At 64.5% G+C, this 20,561-nt stretch carries 14 protein-coding genes; 8 read left to right on the top strand and 6 right to left on the bottom strand.

What is annotated here, in order from left to right; translation table 11 throughout:
• Window positions 1-112: 112 nt before the first annotated feature.
• A complete protein-coding gene (locus tag RYH74_RS01920) occupies window positions 113-1,975 on the top strand; it encodes an acetyl-CoA hydrolase/transferase C-terminal domain-containing protein (RefSeq protein ID WP_317408885.1) in 1,863 nt (620 codons plus the stop codon).
• 121 nt (window positions 1,976-2,096) lie between these two features.
• Here RYH74_RS01920 and RYH74_RS01915 read toward each other — a convergent pair whose 3' ends face one another.
• On the bottom strand, window positions 2,097-2,669 hold the full coding sequence (locus RYH74_RS01915) for a xanthine phosphoribosyltransferase (RefSeq protein ID WP_003253535.1): 573 nt from the start codon (window positions 2,667-2,669) through the stop codon (window positions 2,097-2,099).
• A gap of 64 nt (window positions 2,670-2,733) precedes the next feature.
• Window positions 2,734-4,743, bottom strand: a complete 2,010-nt coding sequence (rep, locus tag RYH74_RS01910; protein ID WP_025341098.1) for a DNA helicase Rep — start codon at window positions 4,741-4,743, stop codon at window positions 2,734-2,736.
• A gap of 254 nt (window positions 4,744-4,997) precedes the next feature.
• On the opposite strand from rep, the gene RYH74_RS01905 reads away from it, so the two are divergent.
• Window positions 4,998-6,665, top strand: a complete 1,668-nt coding sequence (locus tag RYH74_RS01905) for a bifunctional diguanylate cyclase/phosphodiesterase (protein WP_317408884.1) — start codon at window positions 4,998-5,000, stop codon at window positions 6,663-6,665.
• 100 nt (window positions 6,666-6,765) lie between these two features.
• On the opposite strand, the gene RYH74_RS01900 is transcribed toward RYH74_RS01905, so the two are convergent.
• Window positions 6,766-8,154 (bottom strand): NorM family multidrug efflux MATE transporter, encoded by a 1,389-nt coding sequence (locus RYH74_RS01900; protein ID WP_024087906.1) that lies wholly within the window; start codon window positions 8,152-8,154, stop codon window positions 6,766-6,768.
• A gap of 156 nt (window positions 8,155-8,310) precedes the next feature.
• Here RYH74_RS01900 and RYH74_RS01895 point away from each other — a divergent pair, with 156 nt between their 5' ends.
• Complete coding sequence (locus tag RYH74_RS01895) at window positions 8,311-9,237, top strand: LysR substrate-binding domain-containing protein (protein ID WP_013974772.1); 927 nt, start codon at window positions 8,311-8,313, stop codon at window positions 9,235-9,237.
• Window positions 9,238-9,431: 194 nt separating this feature from the next.
• Here the strand turns inward: RYH74_RS01895 and RYH74_RS01890 are convergent, their stop codons facing one another.
• Both RYH74_RS01890 and RYH74_RS01885 read right to left on the bottom strand, forming a co-directional pair.
• A complete protein-coding gene (locus RYH74_RS01890; RefSeq protein ID WP_317408883.1) occupies window positions 9,432-10,826 on the bottom strand; it encodes a VOC family protein in 1,395 nt (464 codons plus the stop codon).
• A gap of 221 nt (window positions 10,827-11,047) precedes the next feature.
• Window positions 11,048-11,938 (bottom strand): LysR family transcriptional regulator, encoded by an 891-nt coding sequence (locus RYH74_RS01885; RefSeq protein WP_317408882.1) that lies wholly within the window; start codon window positions 11,936-11,938, stop codon window positions 11,048-11,050.
• Window positions 11,939-12,074: 136 nt separating this feature from the next.
• Here RYH74_RS01885 and RYH74_RS01880 point away from each other — a divergent pair, with 136 nt between their 5' ends.
• Window positions 12,075-13,565 carry an aldehyde dehydrogenase family protein gene (locus RYH74_RS01880; RefSeq protein WP_003253547.1) on the top strand — a complete coding sequence of 497 codons (1,491 nt, stop codon included), beginning with the start codon at window positions 12,075-12,077 and terminating at the stop codon, window positions 13,563-13,565.
• A 134-nt stretch (window positions 13,566-13,699) separates the two neighbouring features.
• A complete protein-coding gene (locus RYH74_RS01875) occupies window positions 13,700-14,986 on the top strand; it encodes an NAD(P)/FAD-dependent oxidoreductase (protein WP_013974769.1) in 1,287 nt (428 codons plus the stop codon).
• Between the two features lie 108 nt (window positions 14,987-15,094).
• On the opposite strand, the gene RYH74_RS01870 is transcribed toward RYH74_RS01875, so the two are convergent.
• Entirely contained in the window at window positions 15,095-16,522 is a 1,428-nt protein-coding gene (locus RYH74_RS01870; protein WP_317408881.1) for a mechanosensitive ion channel family protein, read from the bottom strand.
• A 374-nt stretch (window positions 16,523-16,896) separates the two neighbouring features.
• Between RYH74_RS01870 and RYH74_RS01865 the strand changes: the two genes are divergently transcribed.
• The 3 genes from RYH74_RS01865 (at window position 16,897) to RYH74_RS01855 (ending at window position 20,540) form a co-directional block, all read left to right on the top strand.
• A complete protein-coding gene (locus RYH74_RS01865; protein WP_286100760.1) occupies window positions 16,897-17,463 on the top strand; it encodes an antibiotic biosynthesis monooxygenase in 567 nt (188 codons plus the stop codon).
• A 39-nt stretch (window positions 17,464-17,502) separates the two neighbouring features.
• Window positions 17,503-18,321 carry an alpha/beta fold hydrolase gene (locus RYH74_RS01860; protein ID WP_317408880.1) on the top strand — a complete coding sequence of 273 codons (819 nt, stop codon included), beginning with the start codon at window positions 17,503-17,505 and terminating at the stop codon, window positions 18,319-18,321.
• A gap of 377 nt (window positions 18,322-18,698) precedes the next feature.
• Complete coding sequence (locus RYH74_RS01855; protein ID WP_317408940.1) at window positions 18,699-20,540, top strand: amidohydrolase; 1,842 nt, start codon at window positions 18,699-18,701, stop codon at window positions 20,538-20,540.
• Window positions 20,541-20,561: the final 21 nt, after the last annotated feature.

The raw sequence follows: 20,561 nt of genomic DNA, 5'->3' as shown, positions 1-20,561 counted from the left end.
GCGGTGAGGTCTCTGTGGGAGCGGCTTTAGCCGCGAAGAGGCCGGCACGGGCAACCAACCCACCAAAGCCCATGTCCAACCCCTGAACCCATGGATGTCTCAGGAGGCCCCGATGCACCTCTGCTCCATCGACCAGGCCGTCGAGCAAGTCCTGTCGCGCCTGCCAGCCCACATCCACATGGGCCTGCCGCTGGGCCTGGGCAAGCCCAACGCCTTCGTCAATGCGCTTTACGCCCGCATCCGCGAGCTGCCCGAACGGCAGCTGACCATCTACACGGCCCTGTCCCTCGGACGCCCGTCACTGGGTGACGGTTTGCAACGGCGCTTTCTCGAACCCTTTGTCGAACGCGTTTTCGCCGACTACGAAGAACTCGCCTACCTCACCGACCTGCGCAACGACACGTTGCCATCCAACATTCGCGTCGAACAGTTCTTCATGCAGCCGGGCAGCCTGCTGCACAGCGCGTCGGCCCAGCAGAGCTACATCAGCAGCAACTACAGCCACGCCGCACGCGACATCAACGCCAAGGGCCTGAACCTGATCGCGCAGCTGGTGGCCGCCACCCCCGAGAGGCCGGTGCACCTGAGCCTGGCCTGCAACCCCGACATCACCCTCGACCTGCTGCCGATGATCGCCAAGCGCCGCGCCGCCGGTGAGACCATCCTCATGCTCGGTCAGGTGCACGCCGAGCTGCCTTACATGCCGGGTGACGCCGAGCTACCCATCGATACGTTCGACCTGCTGATCGATACTGCCGAGCAACGCCGCCTGTTCTCCACGCCGAACATGCCGGTCAACACCCAGGACCACTGCATCGGCCTGCACGCCAGCAGCCTGGTTCGCGACGGCGGCACGCTACAGATCGGCATTGGTGCCATGGGCGATGCGGTAGCTGCCGCATTGCTGGCGCGCCAGGGTGACAACGCCGGTTATCGTGCCGTGCTCGACGCGCTGGGTGCTGGCTCGTGGCAAGCGCTGACCGAACGGGAAGGGGGCCTGGATACCTTCGCCCAAGGCCTGTACGGCTGCAGCGAGATGTTCGTCAACGGCTTGCTGGCGCTGGCCGAAGCGGGCCTGTTGCGGCGCCCGGCGGACGAGCAGGAGGCGGCAGTGCTGCATGGCGGTTTCTTCCTCGGCCCCCAGGCGTTCTATCAGCGCTTGCGCGACATGCCGCTGGAACAGCGCGCACGGTTTGCCATGACGCGTATCAGCTTCATCAACGAGCTGTACGGGCAGGAGGAACTCAAGCGCCGCCAACGCCGTGATGCGCGTTTCATCAACACCGTATTCGGCATGACCCTGCTCGGCGCCGGGGTGGCCGACCAGCTGGAGGATGGCCGGGTACTCAGTGGCGTGGGCGGGCAGTACAACTTCGTCGCCCAGGGCCATGCGCTGGAGGGCGGGCGTTCGATCCTGCTGCTGCGCAGCTGGCGTGAGGCGGGCGGGGAGGTAACCTCGAACCTGTTCTGGAACTATGGCCATTGCACCATCCCCCGGCACCTGCGCGATATCGTGGTGACCGAGTACGGCATCGCCGACCTGCGTGGGCAGACCGACAGCGAGGTGATCGCGCGGTTGCTGGCGGTATGTGATTCACGGTTCCAGCAGGGGCTGATCGAGCAGGCAAAGGATGCCGGCAAGCTGGCCAAAGATTTTCAACTGGAGGCGTGCTTTACCGACAACACGCCGCAGCGGCTGGAGGCGATCAGGGCGCGGCACTCGCGGTTGTTCCCGGAGTATCCGCTGGGCACGGACTTTACGGCTGAAGAGCGGGATTTGCTGCGGGCACTGAACTGGTTGAAGAGCAAGTTCAAGCTGAGCGAGGTGCTGGAGCTGGGCAAGGCAGCGCTGGATACGCCGGGGCCAGAGGGGTATGCGAGGCATCTTGCGCGGATGCAACTGGATCAGCCGCAGGGGCTGAAGGAAGAGCTTTACCAGCGGTTGCTGCTGGCGGGGTTGGCGGCAACCGGATGAATTGCCGGGGCTGCTTTGCAGCCCATCGCCGGCAAGCCAGCTCCCACAGGTACTGCGCAAGGCTTGGGTCCTGTGAGCTCCCTGTGGGAGCTGGCTTGCCGGCGATAGGGCCGCTACAGGCTTACTCGATGAAGCTGACCACACCACCTTCCAGCGACTTCACCCGGGCCAGCGACTCAACGCGATAGCCCTGGCTGTCCAGCTCGGCACGGCCGCCCTGGAACGACTTTTCGATCACGATACCCAGGCCGGCCACGGTGGCGCCGGCCTGCTTGATGATCGAGATCAGTGCCTGCGACGCCTTGCCGTTGGCCAGGAAGTCGTCGATCACCAGCACGCGGTCGCTGCTGTTGAGGTGACGCGGCGAGATGGCCACGGTGTTCTCGGTCTGCTTGGTGAAGGAATACACCGAGGCGGTCAGCAGGTTCTCGGTCAGGGTCAGCGACTGGTGCTTGCGGGCGAAGATCACCGGCACGCCCAGCTTCAGGCCAGTCATCACCGCCGGGGCAATGCCCGAGGCTTCGATGGTGACGATCTTGGTCACGCCCGCGTCGGCGAACAGGCGGGCGAACTCGTCACCGATCAGCTGCATCAGCGCCGGATCGATCTGGTGGTTGAGAAACGCGTCGACTTTGAGAACCTGATCGGAAAGCACGATGCCTTCTTCGCGAATCTTCTGATGCAGTGCTTCCACTTTGTTTTCCTCGATGTAGCAAAGGTGGCCGCAAATAGCGGCAAAGTTAAAGAGTAATGGTTGATCAGCGTTTGAGCATTGCCCGGATATCGGCCAGGGCGTTGTTGCCCCGTGCGGCCTTTACCTCGACCGGCGCATCGTCCAGGCCTTCCCAGGCCAGGTCGTCCGGTGGCAGTTCGTCGAGGAACCGGCTGGGCGTGCAGTCGATGATTTCACCGTACTGCTTGCGCTTGGCGGCGAAGGTGAAGGCCAGGGTCTGGCGCGCGCGGGTGATGCCCACGTAGGCCAGGCGGCGTTCCTCTTCGATGGTGTCGGCCTCGATGCTGGAGCGGTGCGGGAGGATTTCCTCTTCCATGCCCATGATGAACACGTAGGGGAATTCCAGGCCCTTGGAGGCATGCAGGGTCATCATCTGCACACCTTCGGCGTTCTCTTCCTCTTCCTGCTGGCGCTCGAGCATGTCGCGCAGCACCAGCTTGCCGATGGCGTCCTCGATGGTCATGTCACCCTCTTCGTCCTTCTCGAGGGTGTTCTTCAGCGCTTCGACCAGGAACCAGACGTTGCTGATGCGGAACTCGGCAGCCTTGTCGCTGGCGGTCTGCTGGCGGATCCAGTTTTCGTAGTCGATATCGCGGATCATCTCGTGCAGCGCGGCAATCGGGTCTTCCAGGGCAACCTTGTGGCGCACCCCGTCCAGCCAATGCTTGAAGCGCTGCAAACGCTCGGTATAGCGGGCGTCCAGATGCTCGCCCAGGCCAAGCTCCTCGCTGGCGGCGTACATCGAAATACCGCGCTCGGTGGCGTAGTTGCCGAGCTTTTCCAGGGTGGTAGAGCCGATTTCGCGGCGCGGTACGTTGATCACCCGCAGGTAGGCGTTGTCATCGTCCGGGTTCACCAGCAGGCGCAGGTAGGCCATCAGGTCCTTGACCTCCTGGCGGCCGAAGAAGCTGTTGCCGCCCGACAGGCGATACGGCACCTGGTGGTGCTGCAGCTTCAGTTCGATCAGCTTGGCCTGGTAGTTGCCGCGGTAGAGGATGGCAAAGTCGCTGTACGGGCGGTTGGTGCGCAGGTGCAGGGTGAGGATTTCCATGGCCACGCGTTCGGCCTCGGCTTCCTCGTTCTTGCAGCGGATGACGCGGATCTCGTCGCCTACGCCCATCTCGCTCCACAGCTGCTTCTCGAACGCGTGCGGGTTGTTGGCGATCAGCACGTTGGCGCAGCGCAGGATGCGGCTGGTGGAGCGGTAGTTCTGCTCCAGCATCACCACTTTCAGGGAGGGGTAGTCCTCCTTGAGCAGCATCAGGTTTTCCGGCCGGGCGCCACGCCAGGCGTAGATCGACTGGTCGTCGTCGCCTACCACGGTGAACTGGTTGCGCATGCCGATCAGCATCTTCACCAGCAGGTACTGGCTGGCGTTGGTGTCCTGGTATTCGTCCACCAGCAGGTAACGCACGCGGTTCTGCCAGCGCTCCAGCACATCGGGGTGTTCCTGGAACAGCTTGACCGGCAGCAGGATCAAGTCGTCGAAGTCCACCGCGTTGAACGCCTTGAGCGTGCGCTGGTAGTGGGTGTAGACGATTGCTGCGGTCTGCTCGCGCGGGTTGCGCGCCTTCTCCAGGGCTTCGGCGGGCAGGATCAGGTCGTTCTTCCAGGCACCGATCATGTTCTTGATCTCGTCGATGCCGTCGTCGCCGGAGTATTCCTTCTGCATGATGTCCGACAGCAACGCCTTGATGTCGGACTCGTCGAAGATCGAGAAACCCGGCTTGTAGCCCAGGCGCTCGTGCTCCCTGCGGATGATGTTCAAGCCCAGGTTGTGGAACGTGCACACCGTCAGGCCACGGCCTTCCCCCGGGCGCAGCAGGGTGCCGACCCGCTCCTTCATCTCGCGCGCGGCCTTGTTGGTGAAGGTCATCGCCACGATGTACTGGGCACGGATGCCGCAGTTCTGGATGAGGTGGGCAATCTTGCGCGTGATCACGCTGGTCTTGCCCGAGCCTGCACCGGCGAGCACCAAAAGAGGGCCGCCGACATAGTCACGGGCTTCCTGCTGCCGGGGATTGAGTCGGGACATGCTAGAAACCGGGGGTCGCCAGAAAATAGCCGCGCATTCTAACAGGCATGGGGCGTTTGTGGCGCGACCGTCTGACGTCTGAGTCAAATATGTAAACGGGATTTGCCGGCTGACGCAGTTTCGCGCAGGATGCACGACAAAATACGTCGGGATGCTACACCCGTAAAAACATGTATTAAATTGAAAATCATTTTCATTAATGCAGTAGCATACCTGGCAGTTTCCGTTGCACCGTGAAGCCCTAAGGAGCCCGCTTGTCCACGCCTGTCGAACCATTGCGTTTGCTGCTGTTGGCCGATGAGCCGGAATGGGGTGCGCTGCTACGCGAGTGCACGCCCGCACTGGGTGGCAGCGCCGTACTGCTGACGGCGCCGAACTGGGAGTCGGTCGACAGCCTGTTCAACCAGGACCGTCAGGCTATCGTGCTGGCAACCCCGGCCCTGCAGCCCGCGCCCGGGCGCTGCGAGTTGCCGACCATCCTGCTGCTCGACCACGAGCCCCAGGTAGCGCCCACCGCTGTCAGCGACTGGCTGGTGCGCGACCAGCTCAATGCCGACACATTGCGCCGCTCGCTGCGCCATGTGCGCGAGCGCGGCGTGCTGGTGGCCACCCTGCAGCGCCTGGCCGAGCAGGACCCGCTGACCGGCATCGCCAACCGCCAGGGTTTCCAGGCCTTGCTGACCGCGCGCCTGGCCGAGAACGACGGCCGTGGCCTTGCCCTCGGCCACTTGGACCTGGACAACTTCCGCCACGTCAACGACGCCCTCGGCCACCAGAGTGGCGACCGCCTGATCCTGCAGGTGGTGGCGCGCCTGAAACAGCAACTGGAGGCGGGTGACCAGCTGGCGCGCCTGGGCAGCGACGAGTTCGCCCTGCTGATCGACACCCGACGCGACCCCAATCGTGCCGAATCGATTGCCGAGCGGATTGTCGAGGCGTTGGCCGAACCCTACTGGATCGACGGTGAAAGTCTGCTGCTGGGCTGCAGCCTGGGCCTGGCCCATGCCCGCGCCCAGGGTGGTGCCGACCCGCTGATGTGGCACGCGCACATCGCCATGCGCCAGGCCAAGGGCAGCCAGGGTTGCACTTTCCATGTGTTCAACGAACGCATCAACCGCAACGCCCGCAGCCTTGCCGACCTGGAAAGCGAACTGCGCCGCGCCCTGCGCCGGGACGAACTGGAGCTGCATTACCAGCCGCGGTTGAACCTGGCCGACGGGCGCATCGTCGGCCTCGAGGCGCTGGTGCGCTGGCGGCATGCCGAGCGCGGCCTGTTGCCGCCCAGCGAGTTCGTGCCGCTGGCCGAGCAGAGCGGCCTGATCGTGCCGCTGGGCTACTGGGTGATTTCCCGTGCCCTGCGCGACATGCAGGCGCTGTGCGAGCGCGGCCTGGAGCCGCTGCACATGGCGGTCAACCTGAGCTTCCGCCAGTTCCAGGACAGCCAGTTGCTGGCGACCTTGAGCCGCCTGATTCTCGAACATGGCGTGGATGCCCGCTGGCTCGAGTTCGAACTGACCGAAACGGCGGTGATGCGCCGCAACGAACTGGTGCGCCAGACCATGGACGCCCTGGGGCGCCTGGGCGTGCGCTTTTCGCTCGATGATTTCGGTACCGGGTTCTCTTCGTTCGTGCACCTCAACAGCCTGCCGATCACCTTGCTCAAGGTGGACCGCAGCTTTGTCGCGGAAATGGAAATGCGCAAGGAGAACCGCAAGCTGGTGCACGCCATGATCAACCTGGCGCACAACCTCAACCTGGAGGTGGTGGCCGAAGGGGTGGAGAGCGAAGAGCAGATGGCGTTGCTGCGCGGGTTTGGCTGTGACCAGGTTCAAGGCTTCCTGGTCAGCAAGCCGCTGCCGGTGGGGGAGTTGATGGAGTTCTTGCTGCAGGCGACCGGCTGCCAGTTGGGCACAGCCCTTTAGGGCCCTTTCGCGGGTGAACCCGCTCCCACAGGCTTTGCACAGTATTCAGACCCTGCGCAGTCCCTGTGGGAGCGGGTTTACCCGCGAAGAGGCCCGCAAGTCAGGCCGAAGCCGTCGCCGCTCCACCAATCCCGGCCTTGCCCAAAAGCCGCTTCATCCGCCACTCAAAGCCAAAGGTCAGTGCCACCGCCGCACACGCCAGCCCCAACGCCAGCCCCCACCACACCCCGACCGCGCCACCGCCCAGGGTAAAGGTGAACAGCCAGGCGCTCGGCGCCCCCACCAGCCAGTAGCACACCAGGCCGATCAGGAAGGTGGTCTTGGCATCCTTCAGCCCACGGATCGAGCCCATCGCGATCGTCTGCATGCCATCGAACAGCTCGAACCACGCAGCCACCATCAGCAACTGCACCGCCAGCTGGAAGATCGCCGCAAATGCCGGGTCGTCACGGTCGATGAACAGCCCCACCAGCGCATCGGGCAGCAGCCAGAACAACGCGGCGAAGGCAAACATGATCATCGCCCCGAAGCCGATGCCCACCCGCCCGGCGCTGCGCGCCGCCAGCAGGTTGCCGGCGCCGTAGTACAGCCCCACGCGCATGGTCACCGCATACGACAACCCGGTCGGCACCATGAACGCCGTGGAGACGATCTGCAGGGCGATCTGGTGCGCCGCCAGCTCGGTACTGCCCAGCACGCCCATGCACAGCGCGGCAAAGGCGAACAGGCCGACTTCCACCATGTAGGTGCCGCCAATCGGCAGGCCCAGCCGCCACAGCTCGCGCAGGGCCGGCAGCGAAGGGCGCGACAGGCCCTTGCGCAGTGGGTAGGCGGCATAGGCCGGGTGCCAGCGGATATACAGCGCCAAGGCAATGGCCATGCCCATCGACACCACCGCGGTGACCAGGCCGATGCCCATCAGGCCCAGTTTGGGCAGGCCGAACATGCCTTCGATCAACGCCACGTTGAACAGGTAGTTGAGTACCGTGCCGACCAGGCTGATGACCATCACCGGGGTCGAGCGGCCCAGCGCGCTGGTGAAGCCGCGCAAGGCCATGAAGGTCAGGTAGCCGGGCAGGGCCAGTGGCAGCAGGGTGAGGAATTCGGCGGCCGAGGCAACGTTCTCGGGCTTTTGCCCGAACAGCAGCAGTACCGGCTCAAGGTTCCACAGCACCAGCGCAGCGAACAGCGCCAGGCCCCAGGCCAGCCACAAGCCACCCTGCGCCAGGCGGGTGGCGCCCTCGATGTCGTTGGCGCCCTTGCGAATGGCCACCAGGGTACCGACCGCAGCGATCACGCCAAGGCAGAAGATCGACACGAACGAGTAACTCGCCGCGCCCAGGCCGCCGCCAGCCAGGGCTTGCGGGCTGATGCGGGCCATCATCAGGGTATCGGTCAGCACCATCAGCATGTGCGCCAACTGCGAGGCGATCAGCGGCCCGGCCAGGCGCAGCAAAGCCTTGAGTTCTGTGGTGGGCGCGACATGCATGGGGGCAGTCCTTTTCCTGGGGTGATCAACGAAGGGCGATTCTGAGGCTTTGGTCAACTTTGCACAAAAGGATAAAAGCGATCATTGGCATGAGTCTGACTCATGTATATATGCTTCCCGGTGATTCATATCACAGCCCCGTATGGCAGGTGCCTCATGTCTCGTCAGCTCCCCCCGCTGTATGCCCTGCGCGCATTCGAAGCCGCCGCGCGGCTAAGCTCCTTCACCCGTGCCGGCGAAGAGCTGTCGATTACCCAGAGCGCGGTCAGCCGGCATATCCGCACGCTGGAGGAGCATTTTGCCTGCCGCCTGTTCGTGCGCAGCGGCCGCAGCCTGCAACTGACCGAAGCGGCGCGGGTGCTGCTGCCCGGTGTGCGCGAAGGCTTTGCCGCGCTGGAACGGGCTTGCGATACCTTGCGCGGTGAGGATGACATCCTGCGCATGAAGGCCCCCTCGACCCTGACCATGCGCTGGTTGCTGGCGCGCCTTAGCCGCTTTCGCCACTTGCAGCCTGGCAACGAAGTGCAGCTGACCAGCGCCTGGATGGATGTCGACCATGTGGACTTCAACCAGGAGCCGTTCGATTGCGCGGTGTTGCTCAGCGACGGGGTGTTCCCGCCGGAATGGGAAGTGCGCAGGTTGTTCCCGGAGCTGCTGATCCCCGTGGGTGCGCCAGACCTGCTCGACGAGGAACCGTGGGACGAGCGCCGGCTGGCCTGCATCGAGCTGCTGCACCCCACGGTGGACAAGCGCGACTGGCGGGAGTGGTTGGAGCGCATGGGATTGAGTGACAAGGTTTCGCTCAAGGGCGGGCAGGTGTTCGACACCCTGGAGCTGGGCATGATTGCCGCGGCGCGTGGCTATGGCATTTCCATGGGTGATTTGTTGATGGTGGCCGAGGATGTGGCGCAGGGGCGCTTGAGCCTGCCTTGGCCGACGGCGGTGCCCAGCGGGATGGATTATTACCTGGTGTGGCCGCGCACTCGGCCAGGGGGCGAGCGGTTGCGGCGTTTGAGCGCGTTTCTGGAAGAGGAGGTGGCGGCGATGGATTTGCCGGATGTGCAGATCCTGCCGGCCCTTTGATCGCCTGTACCGGCCTCTTCGCTGGCTTGCCCGCTCCCACAGGTTTGGGAGCAACTGTCTGTGTTGCCTGCCCTGGCCTCATCGCCGGCAAGCCAGCTCCCACAGGGACTGCATTTGCCTCAGGCTCGATGCGATCCTGTGGGAGCTGGCTTGCCGGCGATAGGGCCGCGAAGCGGCCCCTGCGATCTACAGCCTTACATCGAGCCCAGGTTCAAAGCCTGTGCACACGCCTGCAGCGACCGACGCTCGCTCTGCGCATACAGCGCCAGCTCATCCTGCACCTGCAGCCCCAGCGCCGCTTCGAACGCATCGCGGTTGGCGTTGCTGCCGTACTCGGCCTGCGCATCGTCACCCAGGTTGGACTGGAAGATCCCCGCCGCGCTCACCGGCAGGAAGTCCTCGTACACCAACGCCTCGAAGTGCACATGGCCAGCCTCGATCAGCCCTTCCAGTGTGGTCGGGCGGCCGTCCTGGTCGCGCGCAGCCAGGCCTTTTTCGGTGGCGAAGTAGCGGAAGTAGGCCAGCCCTTGTTCACGCATCTGTGCCAGGTCATCCGGGAACTCGGCAAAGGTGTCCTTCAGCAACGCCATGTAGCGTTCGGCATTGGCCTCGGCCGGGGCGCCACCCAGGGCGGCGCGGGTGGCGTCGAGCAGCTTGTCGTACAGCTGGCGACCTTTCGGCGTCAGCGCCGCGCCGCGTTGCTCGATTTCGCCGAAGCGCGCGGTATGGCTGCCTTCGCTGCCCTGCTGGCCGCTGAACGCGACCTTTTCCTGCAGGGCCTTGAAGCTGGTCTGGCGCAACAGGATCGGGTGGCGGCGGGTGGGTGGGCCTTCGACCACGGCCTTTGGCGGGATGCCCTTGGCCGGCATGCCAAGCTGGATTGCATCGATGTCCAGGGTGCGCGGGGTCAGGTGGTTGATGTGTGGGCCCTTGAAGGCCACCACATCGGCGATCAGGCGGTGCTGGTCGTGCAACTGCTGGTACTGCTCGGCAGTGACGGTGGCGTCATGGTGCCAGCGGAAGGTGTGCAGCGCTTCCTGCACGAACGCTTCGGCATCGGCGGCGTTCAGGCCACCATCGCGCTCGCATTGGGCGATCAGTTCGAGGGCACGGGCGGTGAAGATCTGGCGCTTGGCCAGGATGCTCTCTGCCAGCTCGCGCAGCTGCGGGTTGTCGATCAGCTCCAGGCGCAGCAGCGAGGTGAACACGCGGAACGGGCTGACGTGCAGCGACTGCTCGTGCACCGCGCGGAAGGCGGTGGAATGCACCGGCACACCGGCGGAACTGAGGTCGTAGTAGCCGACCGGCTGCATGCCCATGACCGCGAACAACCGGGCGATGGTGGCCAGCTCTGCGGCGGTGCCGACACGGATGGCGCCGTGGCGCTCCTGATCAAGGCGCTCGATTTCGCCGGTCCAGCGCAGGGCCTCGGCAACCTCGGGTTGCTGGGCCATGACCTGCTGGTTGATTTCGCTCACCAGCTCCAGCAGCGTGCCGTACAGGGGCACTTCCTGTTTGTACATGAGCGACATGGCGGCAGAGAACTGCGCGCGGATGCTGTCGGGGCTGACGAAATCGTGGGCGGGCATCGCTAGCTTCCTGGTTGGGTTCGGACGCTTACATGAAAGCTGGGAATGCACTTTGCTCACAAGCGAAAAAAAGTGAGTGTGTCATTCCTTTTTTGATCGACCTCAAGGGCCCTATCGCCGGCAAGCCAGCTCCCACAGGTTGGACACAGGATTCAGCAATTGTGGAGCTCCCTGTGGGAGCTGGCTTGCCGGCGATGGGCCGCAAAGCGGCCCCGGCATTCTCAAGCCTGAAGCTGCTCACGAATCCATTCCACCAACGCCCTTACCTTGGGCACCTCCGCCGCATGCTCGGCATACGCCAGGTAATGCGCCCCGGCACTGCGCATCGCATGGTTCCACGGCACCACCAAACTCCCCTCGGCCAGCTCCTTCGCCGCCAGATAGCGCGGCACCAGCGCCACCCCGCACCCGGCCTGCGCCGCGCTCAAGGCCATGTAGAAGGTATCGAAGCGCGGCCCGTGGTAGGCGCTGACGCTCTGCAAGCCCAACTCCAGGAACCACTCGTGCCAGGCCTCGGGCCGCGAGGTGCTCTGCAGCAGCACCAGGTCGGCCAGCTCCACGGCATCGTTCAGTTCACGCCCGGCCAGCAACTCCGGCGCGCACACTGGCACCACCTCCTCACCGAACAGCTCCACGCAGGTGGCCCCCGGCCAGGTGCCCTGGCCATAGAAGAACACCACGTCCGCCGAGCCCTGCAGCAGGGCGAACGGTTCCATCTCGTTGCGGATGTCCAGGTGGATGTTGCTGTGGCGCTTGCCAAAGCCCTTGAGGTGCGGGATCAACCAGCGCACGCCAAAACTCGGCTGAGTGGCTACCTTCAATATCTCGGTCTGCTCGCCGTAGGTGAGCACGTAGCGGCTGGACATATCCACCTGGGTGAGGATCTTGTTGACCTCGGCCAGGTACAGGCTGCCCGCCGGCGTCAGCTGCAGGCGGCGACGGATACGCAGGAACAGGTGGTGGCGCAGCATGTCTTCAAGCTGCGCCACCTGCTTGCTGACCGCGCTCTGGGTCAGGTGCAGCTCTTCGGCGGCACGGGTAAAGCTCAAATGGCGGGCTGCAGCTTCGAAGCACTGCAGGGCGGTCATGGAGGGCACCAGGCGTTTGGACATAGCGGTCTCTGCGGCTCAAATCATTACCTGACGGAATGATATGCGGAATAAAGGTCGTTTGTTGCACCGGTGTGATCGGATTAATACTGATCCACATCATTTTTCCACCCCATCACCCGATGTAGGAGATGCACAAATGGTTGCTGGACTGCTCGAGCGCCTTGGCGTTGCTGCCGAGGCTTACACCCAGGGCGACTACCCTGTTCACACGCCGATCGACGGCAGCCAGATCGCCTCGGTGAAACTGCTCGGCAAGGCCGAGACCATCGCCCGCATCGATCAGGCCCAGAGCGCCTTCGAAGCCTGGCGCAGCGTGCCGGCCCCGCGCCGTGGCGAGCTGGTGCGCCTGTTCGGCGAAGTGCTGCGTGAGCACAAGGCCGACCTCGGCGAGCTGGTTTCGATCGAAGCCGGCAAGATCACCCAGGAAGGCCTGGGCGAAGTGCAGGAAATGATCGACATCTGCGACTTCGCCGTTGGCCTGTCGCGCCAGCTGTACGGCCTGACCATCGCTTCCGAGCGCCCTGGCCACCACATGCGTGAAACCTGGCACCCGCTGGGCGTGGTCGGCGTGATCAGCGCCTTCAACTTCCCGGTCGCAGTCTGGGCCTGGAACACCGCCCTGGCCCTGGTCGCCGGTAACTCGGTGGTATGGAAACCGTCCGAGAAGACCCCGCTGACCGCCCTGGCCTGCCAGGCGCTGTTCGAAAAAGCCCTGAAAGCCTTTGGTGATGCCCCGGCTGGCCTGGCACAACTGGTGATCGGCGGCCGTGAAGCCGGCGAAGCCATGGTCGACGACCCGCGCGTACCGCTGGTCAGCGCCACCGGCAGCACCCGCATGGGGCGCGAAGTCGGCCCACGTGTGGCTGCCCGCTTCGGCCGCAGCATCCTCGAACTGGGCGGCAACAACGCCATGATCCTGGCCCCGAGCGCCGACCTCGACCTGGCCGTGCGTGGCATCCTGTTCTCCGCAGTCGGCACCGCCGGCCAGCGTTGCACCACCCTGCGCCGCCTGATCGTGCACCGTTCGATCAAGGACGAAGTGGTTGCCCGCGTCAAAGCCGCCTACGGCAAGGTGCGCATCGGCGACCCACGCAAGGACAACCTGGTGGGCCCGCTGATCGACAAGCAGTCGTTCGACGCCATGCAGGGCGCGCTGGCCAAGGCCCGCGACGAAGGTGGCCAGGTATTTGGTGGTGAGCGTCAGCTGGCCGACCAGTACCCGAACGCTTACTACGTATCGCCTGCCATCGCCGAAATGCCGGCGCAGAGCGACGTGGTGCGCCACGAAACCTTCGCCCCGATCCTGTACGTGCTGGCCTACGACGACTTCGAAGAGGCCCTGCGCCTGAACAACGAAGTGCCACAAGGCCTGTCGTCGTGCATCTTCACCACCGACATCCGTGAGGCCGAACGCTTCCAGAGCGCCTCGGGCAGCGACTGCGGCATCGCCAACGTCAACATCGGCACCAGCGGCGCCGAGATCGGCGGTGCGTTCGGTGGCGAGAAGGAGACTGGCGGTGGCCGTGAGTCCGGTTCGGATGCCTGGAAAGGCTACATGCGTCGCCAGACCAACACCGTGAACTACTCGCGCGAACTGCCGCTGGCGCAGGGTATCGTGTTCGACTGATGTCCGCAGGCGGGGGCTTTGCCCCCGTTTCGCCGGCAAGCCAGCTCCCACAGGGATCGTAATCTGTGGGAGCTGGCTTGCCGGCGATGGGCTGCAAAGCAGCCCCAACAAGAACAAATTGCTGGAGCCGGGCCATGTCCGAACTGCGTCAAGAATGCTTGTGGGAATTCGTCAGCAAACCGACCGTCGCCGCCCAGGCCCTGGCCGGTGAGCACAAGGCCGATGTCTGCGTGATCGGTGGCGGCATTACCGGCCTGTCGGCGGCCATCCACCTGCTCGAACAGGGCAAGTCGGTGATCCTGCTGGAGGCCTGGAAGATCGGTCACGGTGGCTCCGGGCGCAACGTCGGCCTGGTCAACGCCGGCACCTGGATCCGCCCCGACGATGTCGAGGCCACCCTCGGCCTGCAGCAGGGCAGCCGCCTGAACAAGGTGCTCGGCGAAGCCCCGGCCGAAGTGTTCGCCATGATCGAACGCCTTGGCATCGACTGCCAGGCCCAGCACAAAGGCACGTTGCACATGGCGCACAACGCCACCGGTATCGCCGACCTCGAGGCCCGCCACGAACAATGGCGCCGCCGTGGTGCCGATGTGGAGCTGCTGACCGGCGCCCAATGCCAGGAATACTGCGGCACCGACAAGATTTCCGCCGCGCTGCTCGACCGCCGCGCCGGCACCATCAACCCCATGGGCTACACCCAGGGCCTGGCCGCAGCGGTGGCACGCCTGGGTGGCAAGCTGTTCCAGCAGTCTTCGGTCGAAGGCCTGGAGCGTGACGGCGATGCCTGGCGGGTGAAGACCGCACGTGGTTCGGTGCGCGCCGACAAGGTGGTGATTTCCACCGGCGCCTACACCGAAGGCGACTGGAGCAACCTGCAGAAGCAGTTTTTCCGTGGTTACTACTACCAGGTGGCGTCCAAGCCGTTGCAGGGCGCTGCAGCCGACAAGGTGCTGCCACATGGCCAAGGCTCGTGGGACACCCGCACCGTGCTCAGCAGCATCCGTCGCGACGACCAGGGCCGCCTGCTGCTCGGCAGCCTGGGCCGGGTCGACAACAAGCCGGCGTGGTTCGTGCGCAGCTGGGCCGACCGCATCCAGAGCCACTATTACCCGGAGCTGGGCAAGGTCGAGTGGGAAATGCACTGGACCGGCTGCATCGACTTCACCCCAGACCACCTGATGCGCCTGTTCGAACCGGCGCCGGGGCTGGTGGCGGTGACCGGGTACAACGGGCGGGGCAACACCACCGGGACCGTGATCGGCCGGGCGTTTGCCGAGTTCCTGCTGAAGGGGGAGGCGGGCAGCCTGCCGATTCCGTTTTCGCCGATGAAGGGTGTGAGTGCGCCCTCGCTGCGCACTGCGTTCTACGAGTCCGGGTTCTCGCTTTACCACGCGGGGCAATGCTTGAGAGTTGTGTTGTAAATACTGGCCTCTTCGCGGGTAAACCCGCTCCCACAGGTACTGCGCAGCGTTCTGAATTTGCGCGGTCTCTGTGGGAGCGGGTTTACCCGCGAAGAGGCCGGCACAGGCTTACTTGTGCAACCAGCTGAGAAAGCCGCCCTTCTTGATCGAAACCGGCTTCTGCAGCAACAACGACTCCCGGCTCTGCCGCCGAAACCGCTGCAACTTGCTCAACGCTGTCTGCACATCGCCGCGTTGCACCAGGCAGCTCTTCACCTGTTCCTTGTCGATCCGATACAGCACGCAACCGGTCAGCGTGCGGAACTCGGCCAGCGAGTCCTCTTCGTCGATGATTCCTTCGATTCCCAGCACCTCGCCCGGCCCCATGCGCCCGGCCTCGACCAGCTTGTCGCCATCGCGAATCGACGCCGAAACCACCCCGCTGCCAATCACCAGCAAATGATCGGAATGCTCGCCCACGCCCAGGATTACCTGGTCGGCCAGGTATTCCACCGCCGTCATGCGCTGGCTAAGCGCATCGCGCTCTTCCGCGCTCAGCGAGCGGAACACCCGCACCTCGTCCAGCACCTCGCGCTGGCGGCTGCGTGGTGGCATGGCCAGGTCGGTGTTCCACATCACCCCACTGGCCTCCAGGTGCCGGTGGGCCAGGTCGAACAGCTGGTTGCGCGCGTCGCCCTTGGCGCCCGCGTCGGCCACGAAGCCACTGGCTTCGTACTCCACTGATTCCAGCGTCGAGGCTTTCACCGTCACCTTTGGTCTTGGTGTAGCCAGGATGGCACTGACGCCTTGCAAGGCTTTTTCCAGAGCATCGAACACCCGTTTGGGCCGCACCTTGGCCGGTACCACCACGTTGACCGACACCCCGTGCACATCGGCAGGGCGGCTGTGGTTGAGCAGCCGGGCCTTGGCCGCCACCGAGTTGGGGATTACCGCCAGGCTGCCGGTGCTGGTGAGCAGGCGGGTGGCACGCCAGTCGATTTCCAGCACCTTGCCTTCGGTGCTGTCGATGGAGATCGAGTCGCCAATCTGATACGGCCGCGTGGTGTTCAGGATGATGCCACTGAACACGTCGGCCAGTGTGCTCTGCAGCGCCAGGCCGATGACGATGGCCATTACCCCCGACGTGGCCAGCAGGCCCTTGACCGGCAACTGCAACACATAGCCTGCGGCAGCGACCACGGCAGCCAGGAAGATCAGCGCCCCCAGCACATCCTGCAGCAAACGCCCGCCATGGCTGCCGCGGGCCACCAGCAACAGGCCGAACACCACCGTCACCGTGCGTGCGCCGAACAGCCACCAGCCGATCGCCAGTACCGTGGCGATCAGGTTGCGCGAGACATCATCGGGCCAGGGTGGTGGTTGCAGCGGGCTCATGCCGGCAGCCACCAGCACCGAGCTGAACAGCAGGAACAGCACCAGCCGCGCGCCGATGCGCCAGGCCCGGTGCTGGAGAGGGATCAGTTGCCAGAGCACGAGGTCGAGCAGGATCAGGGCGGTGCCGAGCAACAACGGGTATGACTGGATGAACGCCAGCATGGTGGTCTCGGGTGAGGGGAGGGCTGTGGGTAGTAATAGAGCAGGTTGGCCGGGCAGGCAATGGGGCCTGTGCCGGCTTATTCGCGGCTAAAGCCGCTCCCACAGGTACTGCGCACGATTCAAATCCAGCGCAATCCCTGTGGGAGCGGCTTTAGCCGCGAAAGGGCCGGTCGAGCCCATGCAAAACCATCGTTCATAAAACAGAACGCTAGAGCCAAAAACCGCTATCTACCGCCAGAAAGGTCATGGTTTTAATCTTCTCCACATGCACGGGCACCGCCAGCCGGTGCCCGCCAAGGCAGCACACCTGTCCAATCCAGCGCCCGTCCGCCGTTGCACAGTGGATGCGGGCAAGCTCATCCCAAGGAACGCCGATGAACACCACACCCCAAGACAACCGCAACGTTGTGACCCTGGTCATCCAGCACAAGGTTCGCGCCACTTCGCTGGCGGCCTACGAAGCATGGCTCAAGCGCACGGTCAGCACCGCGCGCCGCCAGCCGGGGCACCTGGACGTCAACGTCATCCGCCCTGACGACGGCGGGCTGCATTTCACCACCGTGGTGCGCTTCGCCGATGCCAGCCTGCTGCAAGCCTGGGTCAACTCGGCCGAGCGCCAGACACTGGTCAGCGAAGTACTGCCGCTGCTCGAGGGCGGTGACCATACCCAGGTGCACGACGACCCGGAATTCTGGTTCACCCCGCCGAGCACCACCGCAGCGCAACCGCCGCGCTGGAAGCAGGCGCTGCTGACCTACCTGGTGATCTGCCCGATGACCATGATCATTCCACAACTGCTGGCGCCGCTGTTCGCACGCTTCCCGCAGCTGGGTGGCGCGATCACCAGCAACCTGATCGTCAACCTGTTCGTCATCCTGCCCGTGGTGTTCTACATCATGCCTTGGGTAACCCGCCGCTGCGCCAACTGGCTGCGTGGCTGAGCCAGGCCTTTACCTCGACATTTTCAAGGAGATACCGACATGAGCACGTTCGTTACCCGCGATGGCACTTCGATCTACTTCAAGGACTGGGGCAGCGGCAAACCTGTGCTGTTCAGCCACGGCTGGCCACTGGATGCCGACATGTGGGATTCGCAGATGGAATTCCTGGCCAGCCGCGGCTACCGCGCCATCGCCTTCGACCGCCGTGGTTTCGGCCGTTCGAGCCAGCCATGGAATGGCTACGACTACGACACCTTCGCCGATGACATCGCCCAGCTGATCGAACACCTCGACCTGCGCGACGTGACCTTGGTGGGCTTCTCGATGGGTGGCGGCGACGTCAGCCGCTACATCGCCCGCCACGGCAGCGAGCGGGTGGCCGGGCTGGTGCTGCTGGGCGCGGTGACGCCGGTGTTCGGCAAGCGTGACGACAACCCTGAAGGTGTCGACCTGTCGGTGTTCGAGGGTATCCGCGCCGGCCTGCGTGCCGACCGGGCGCAGTTCATCGCCGATTTCGCCGCGCCGTTCTATGGCATCAACCATGGGCAGCAGGTGTCCCAGGGTGTGCAGACCCAGACCCTGAACATTGCGCTGATGGCATCGATCAAGGGCACCCTGGATTGCGTGACCGCGTTCTCCGAAACCGACTTCCGCCCGGATATGGCCAAGATCGATGTGCCAACCCTGGTGATCCACGGTGACGACGACCAGATCGTGCCGTTCGAGAGCACCGGCAAGCGGGCGGCGGAGCTGATTCGCGGGGCTGAGCTGAAGGTGTACGCGGGGGCGCCGCACGGGTTTGCGGTGACCCATGCACAGCAACTCAACCAAGACTTGCTGGCGTTCCTTCAGAAGTAACTGTGCTGGGGCATTCGCGGGCGCGCCCGCTCCCACAGGGGATACCACAGTCTTCAAGGCCGGTGGTGTCCCTGTGGGAGCGGGTTCACCCGCGAAGAGGCCAGCCCAGGCAGCACAAATGCTGAACAGGGCTAACCTTCAACAACCCACCGCACATCCATCCAAGCCTTGCCCCTACACCAACCGGCATGCTCCGCAGTTGCGCCTGCCCGCTGCCGCACCAGACGGAGAACCCCATGTCCCAGGACCGCAACGACAAGACCCGTCGCCAGTTCCTCGCCACCAGTACCGTGCTCGGTGCCGCCGGCGCGCTCTGGTCCGCATTGCCTTTTACCGGTTCCGCCGGTTCCGCTCACGCATCCACCCAAGGAGGTTCCATGACCGCCGACCTGATTCTGTTCAACGGCAAACTGCACACCGTTGATCGTGAAAAGCCCACCGCGACCGCTGTCGCCATCAAGGATGGCCGTTTCATCGCCGTGGGCAACGACGCCGAAGCCATGGCCCACAAGGGCGCCACCACGCAGATCATCGACCTCAAGCAGCGCACGGTCATCCCTGGCCTGAACGACTCGCACCTGCACCTGATCCGTGGTGGCCTGAACTACAACCTGGAGCTGCGCTGGGAAGGCGTGCCTTCGGTGGCCGATGCCCTGCGCATGCTCAAGGACCAGGCTGCGCGTACGCCGACCCCGCAGTGGGTGCGCGTGGTCGGTGGCTGGAACGAGTTCCAGTTCGCCGAAAAACGCATGCCCACCCTGGAGGAAATCAACCAGGCCGCACCTGACACCCCGGTATTCCTGCTGCACCTGTATGACCGCGCACTGCTCAACCGCGCCGCGCTCAAGGCCGTCGGCTACACCAAGGACACGCCCAACCCGCCGGGCGGCGAGATCCAGCGTGACAAGTTCGGCAACCCGACCGGCATGCTCATCGCCCGCCCCAACGCGATGATCCTCTACGCCACCCTGGCCAAGGGGCCGAAGCTGCCGCTGGAATACCAGGTCAACTCCACCCGCCAGTTCATGCGCGAGCTCAACCGCCTGGGCCTGACCAGCGCCATCGATGCCGGTGGTGGCTACCAGAACTACCCGGACGACTATCAGGTGATCCAGGAGCTGGCCGACAACAACCAGCTGACCGTGCGCATTGCCTACAACCTGTTCACCCAGAAGCCCAAGGAAGAGCTGGACGACTTCCGCAAGTGGACCTCCAGCGTCAAGCTGCACAGCGGTACCGACTTCCTGCGCCACAATGGCGCCGGCGAGATGCTGGTGTTCTCCGCCGCCGACTTCGAGGACTTCCTCGAACCGCGCCCGGACCTGCCGCAAACCATGGAACAAGAACTGGAGCCGGTGGTACGCCACCTGGTCGAACAGCGCTGGCCGTTCCGCCTGCATGCCACCTACAACGAATCGATCACGCGCATGCTCGACGTGTTCGAGAAGGTCAACCGCGATATCCCGTTCAATGGCCTGCCGTGGTTCTTCGACCACGCCGAAACCATCACCCCGCAGAACATCGAGCGTGTGCGTGCGCTGGGAGGCGGTATCGCCATCCAGGACCGCATGGCCTTCCAGGGTGAGTATTTTGTCGACCGCTACGGTGCCAAGGCTGCCGAGCAGACCCCGCCAATCAAGCGCATGCTCGACATGGGCGTGCCGGTGGGCGCCGGTACCGACGCCACTCGCGTGTCCAGCTACAACCCGTGGACTTCGCTGTACTGGCTGGTCAGCGGCAAGACCGTCGGTGGCATGGAACTGTACCCGGAAGGCCTCAGCCGTGACACCGCGCTGCAGCTGTTCACCCAGGGCAGCGCCTGGTTCTCCAGCGAGCAGGGCAAGAAAGGCCAGATCAAGGTGGGCCAGCTGGCCGACCTGGCGGCGCTGTCGCTGGACTTCTTCGGTGTTGATGAGGAGGCGATCAAGGGCATCGAGTCGGTGCTGACGGTGGTCGACGGCAAGGTGGTGTATGGCGCGGCGGAATTCGACAAGCTCGGCCCGCCCCAGGTGCCGGTGCTGCCGGAGTGGTCGCCGGTGACCAAGGTGCCGGGCCACTGGCGCGTGGGCACGCCGTCGCTGGCAGCGGTGGCGCACCAGTGTGTCGGGCCTTGCGGGGTGCATGCGCACAGCCATGAGAAGGCACGGCATTCGAGTGTGCCGGTGAATGACTTCCAGGGCTTCTGGGGGGCGTTGGGTTGTTCGTGCTTTGCTTTCTAAGCTGAGCTGATGTGAAAAAGG

The organism is Pseudomonas sp. LSJ-87, assembly GCF_032971465.1.
Lineage (GTDB): Bacteria > Pseudomonadota > Gammaproteobacteria > Pseudomonadales > Pseudomonadaceae > Aquipseudomonas > Aquipseudomonas putida_Z.
This window is presented reverse-complemented; position numbering and strand designations above follow the sequence as displayed.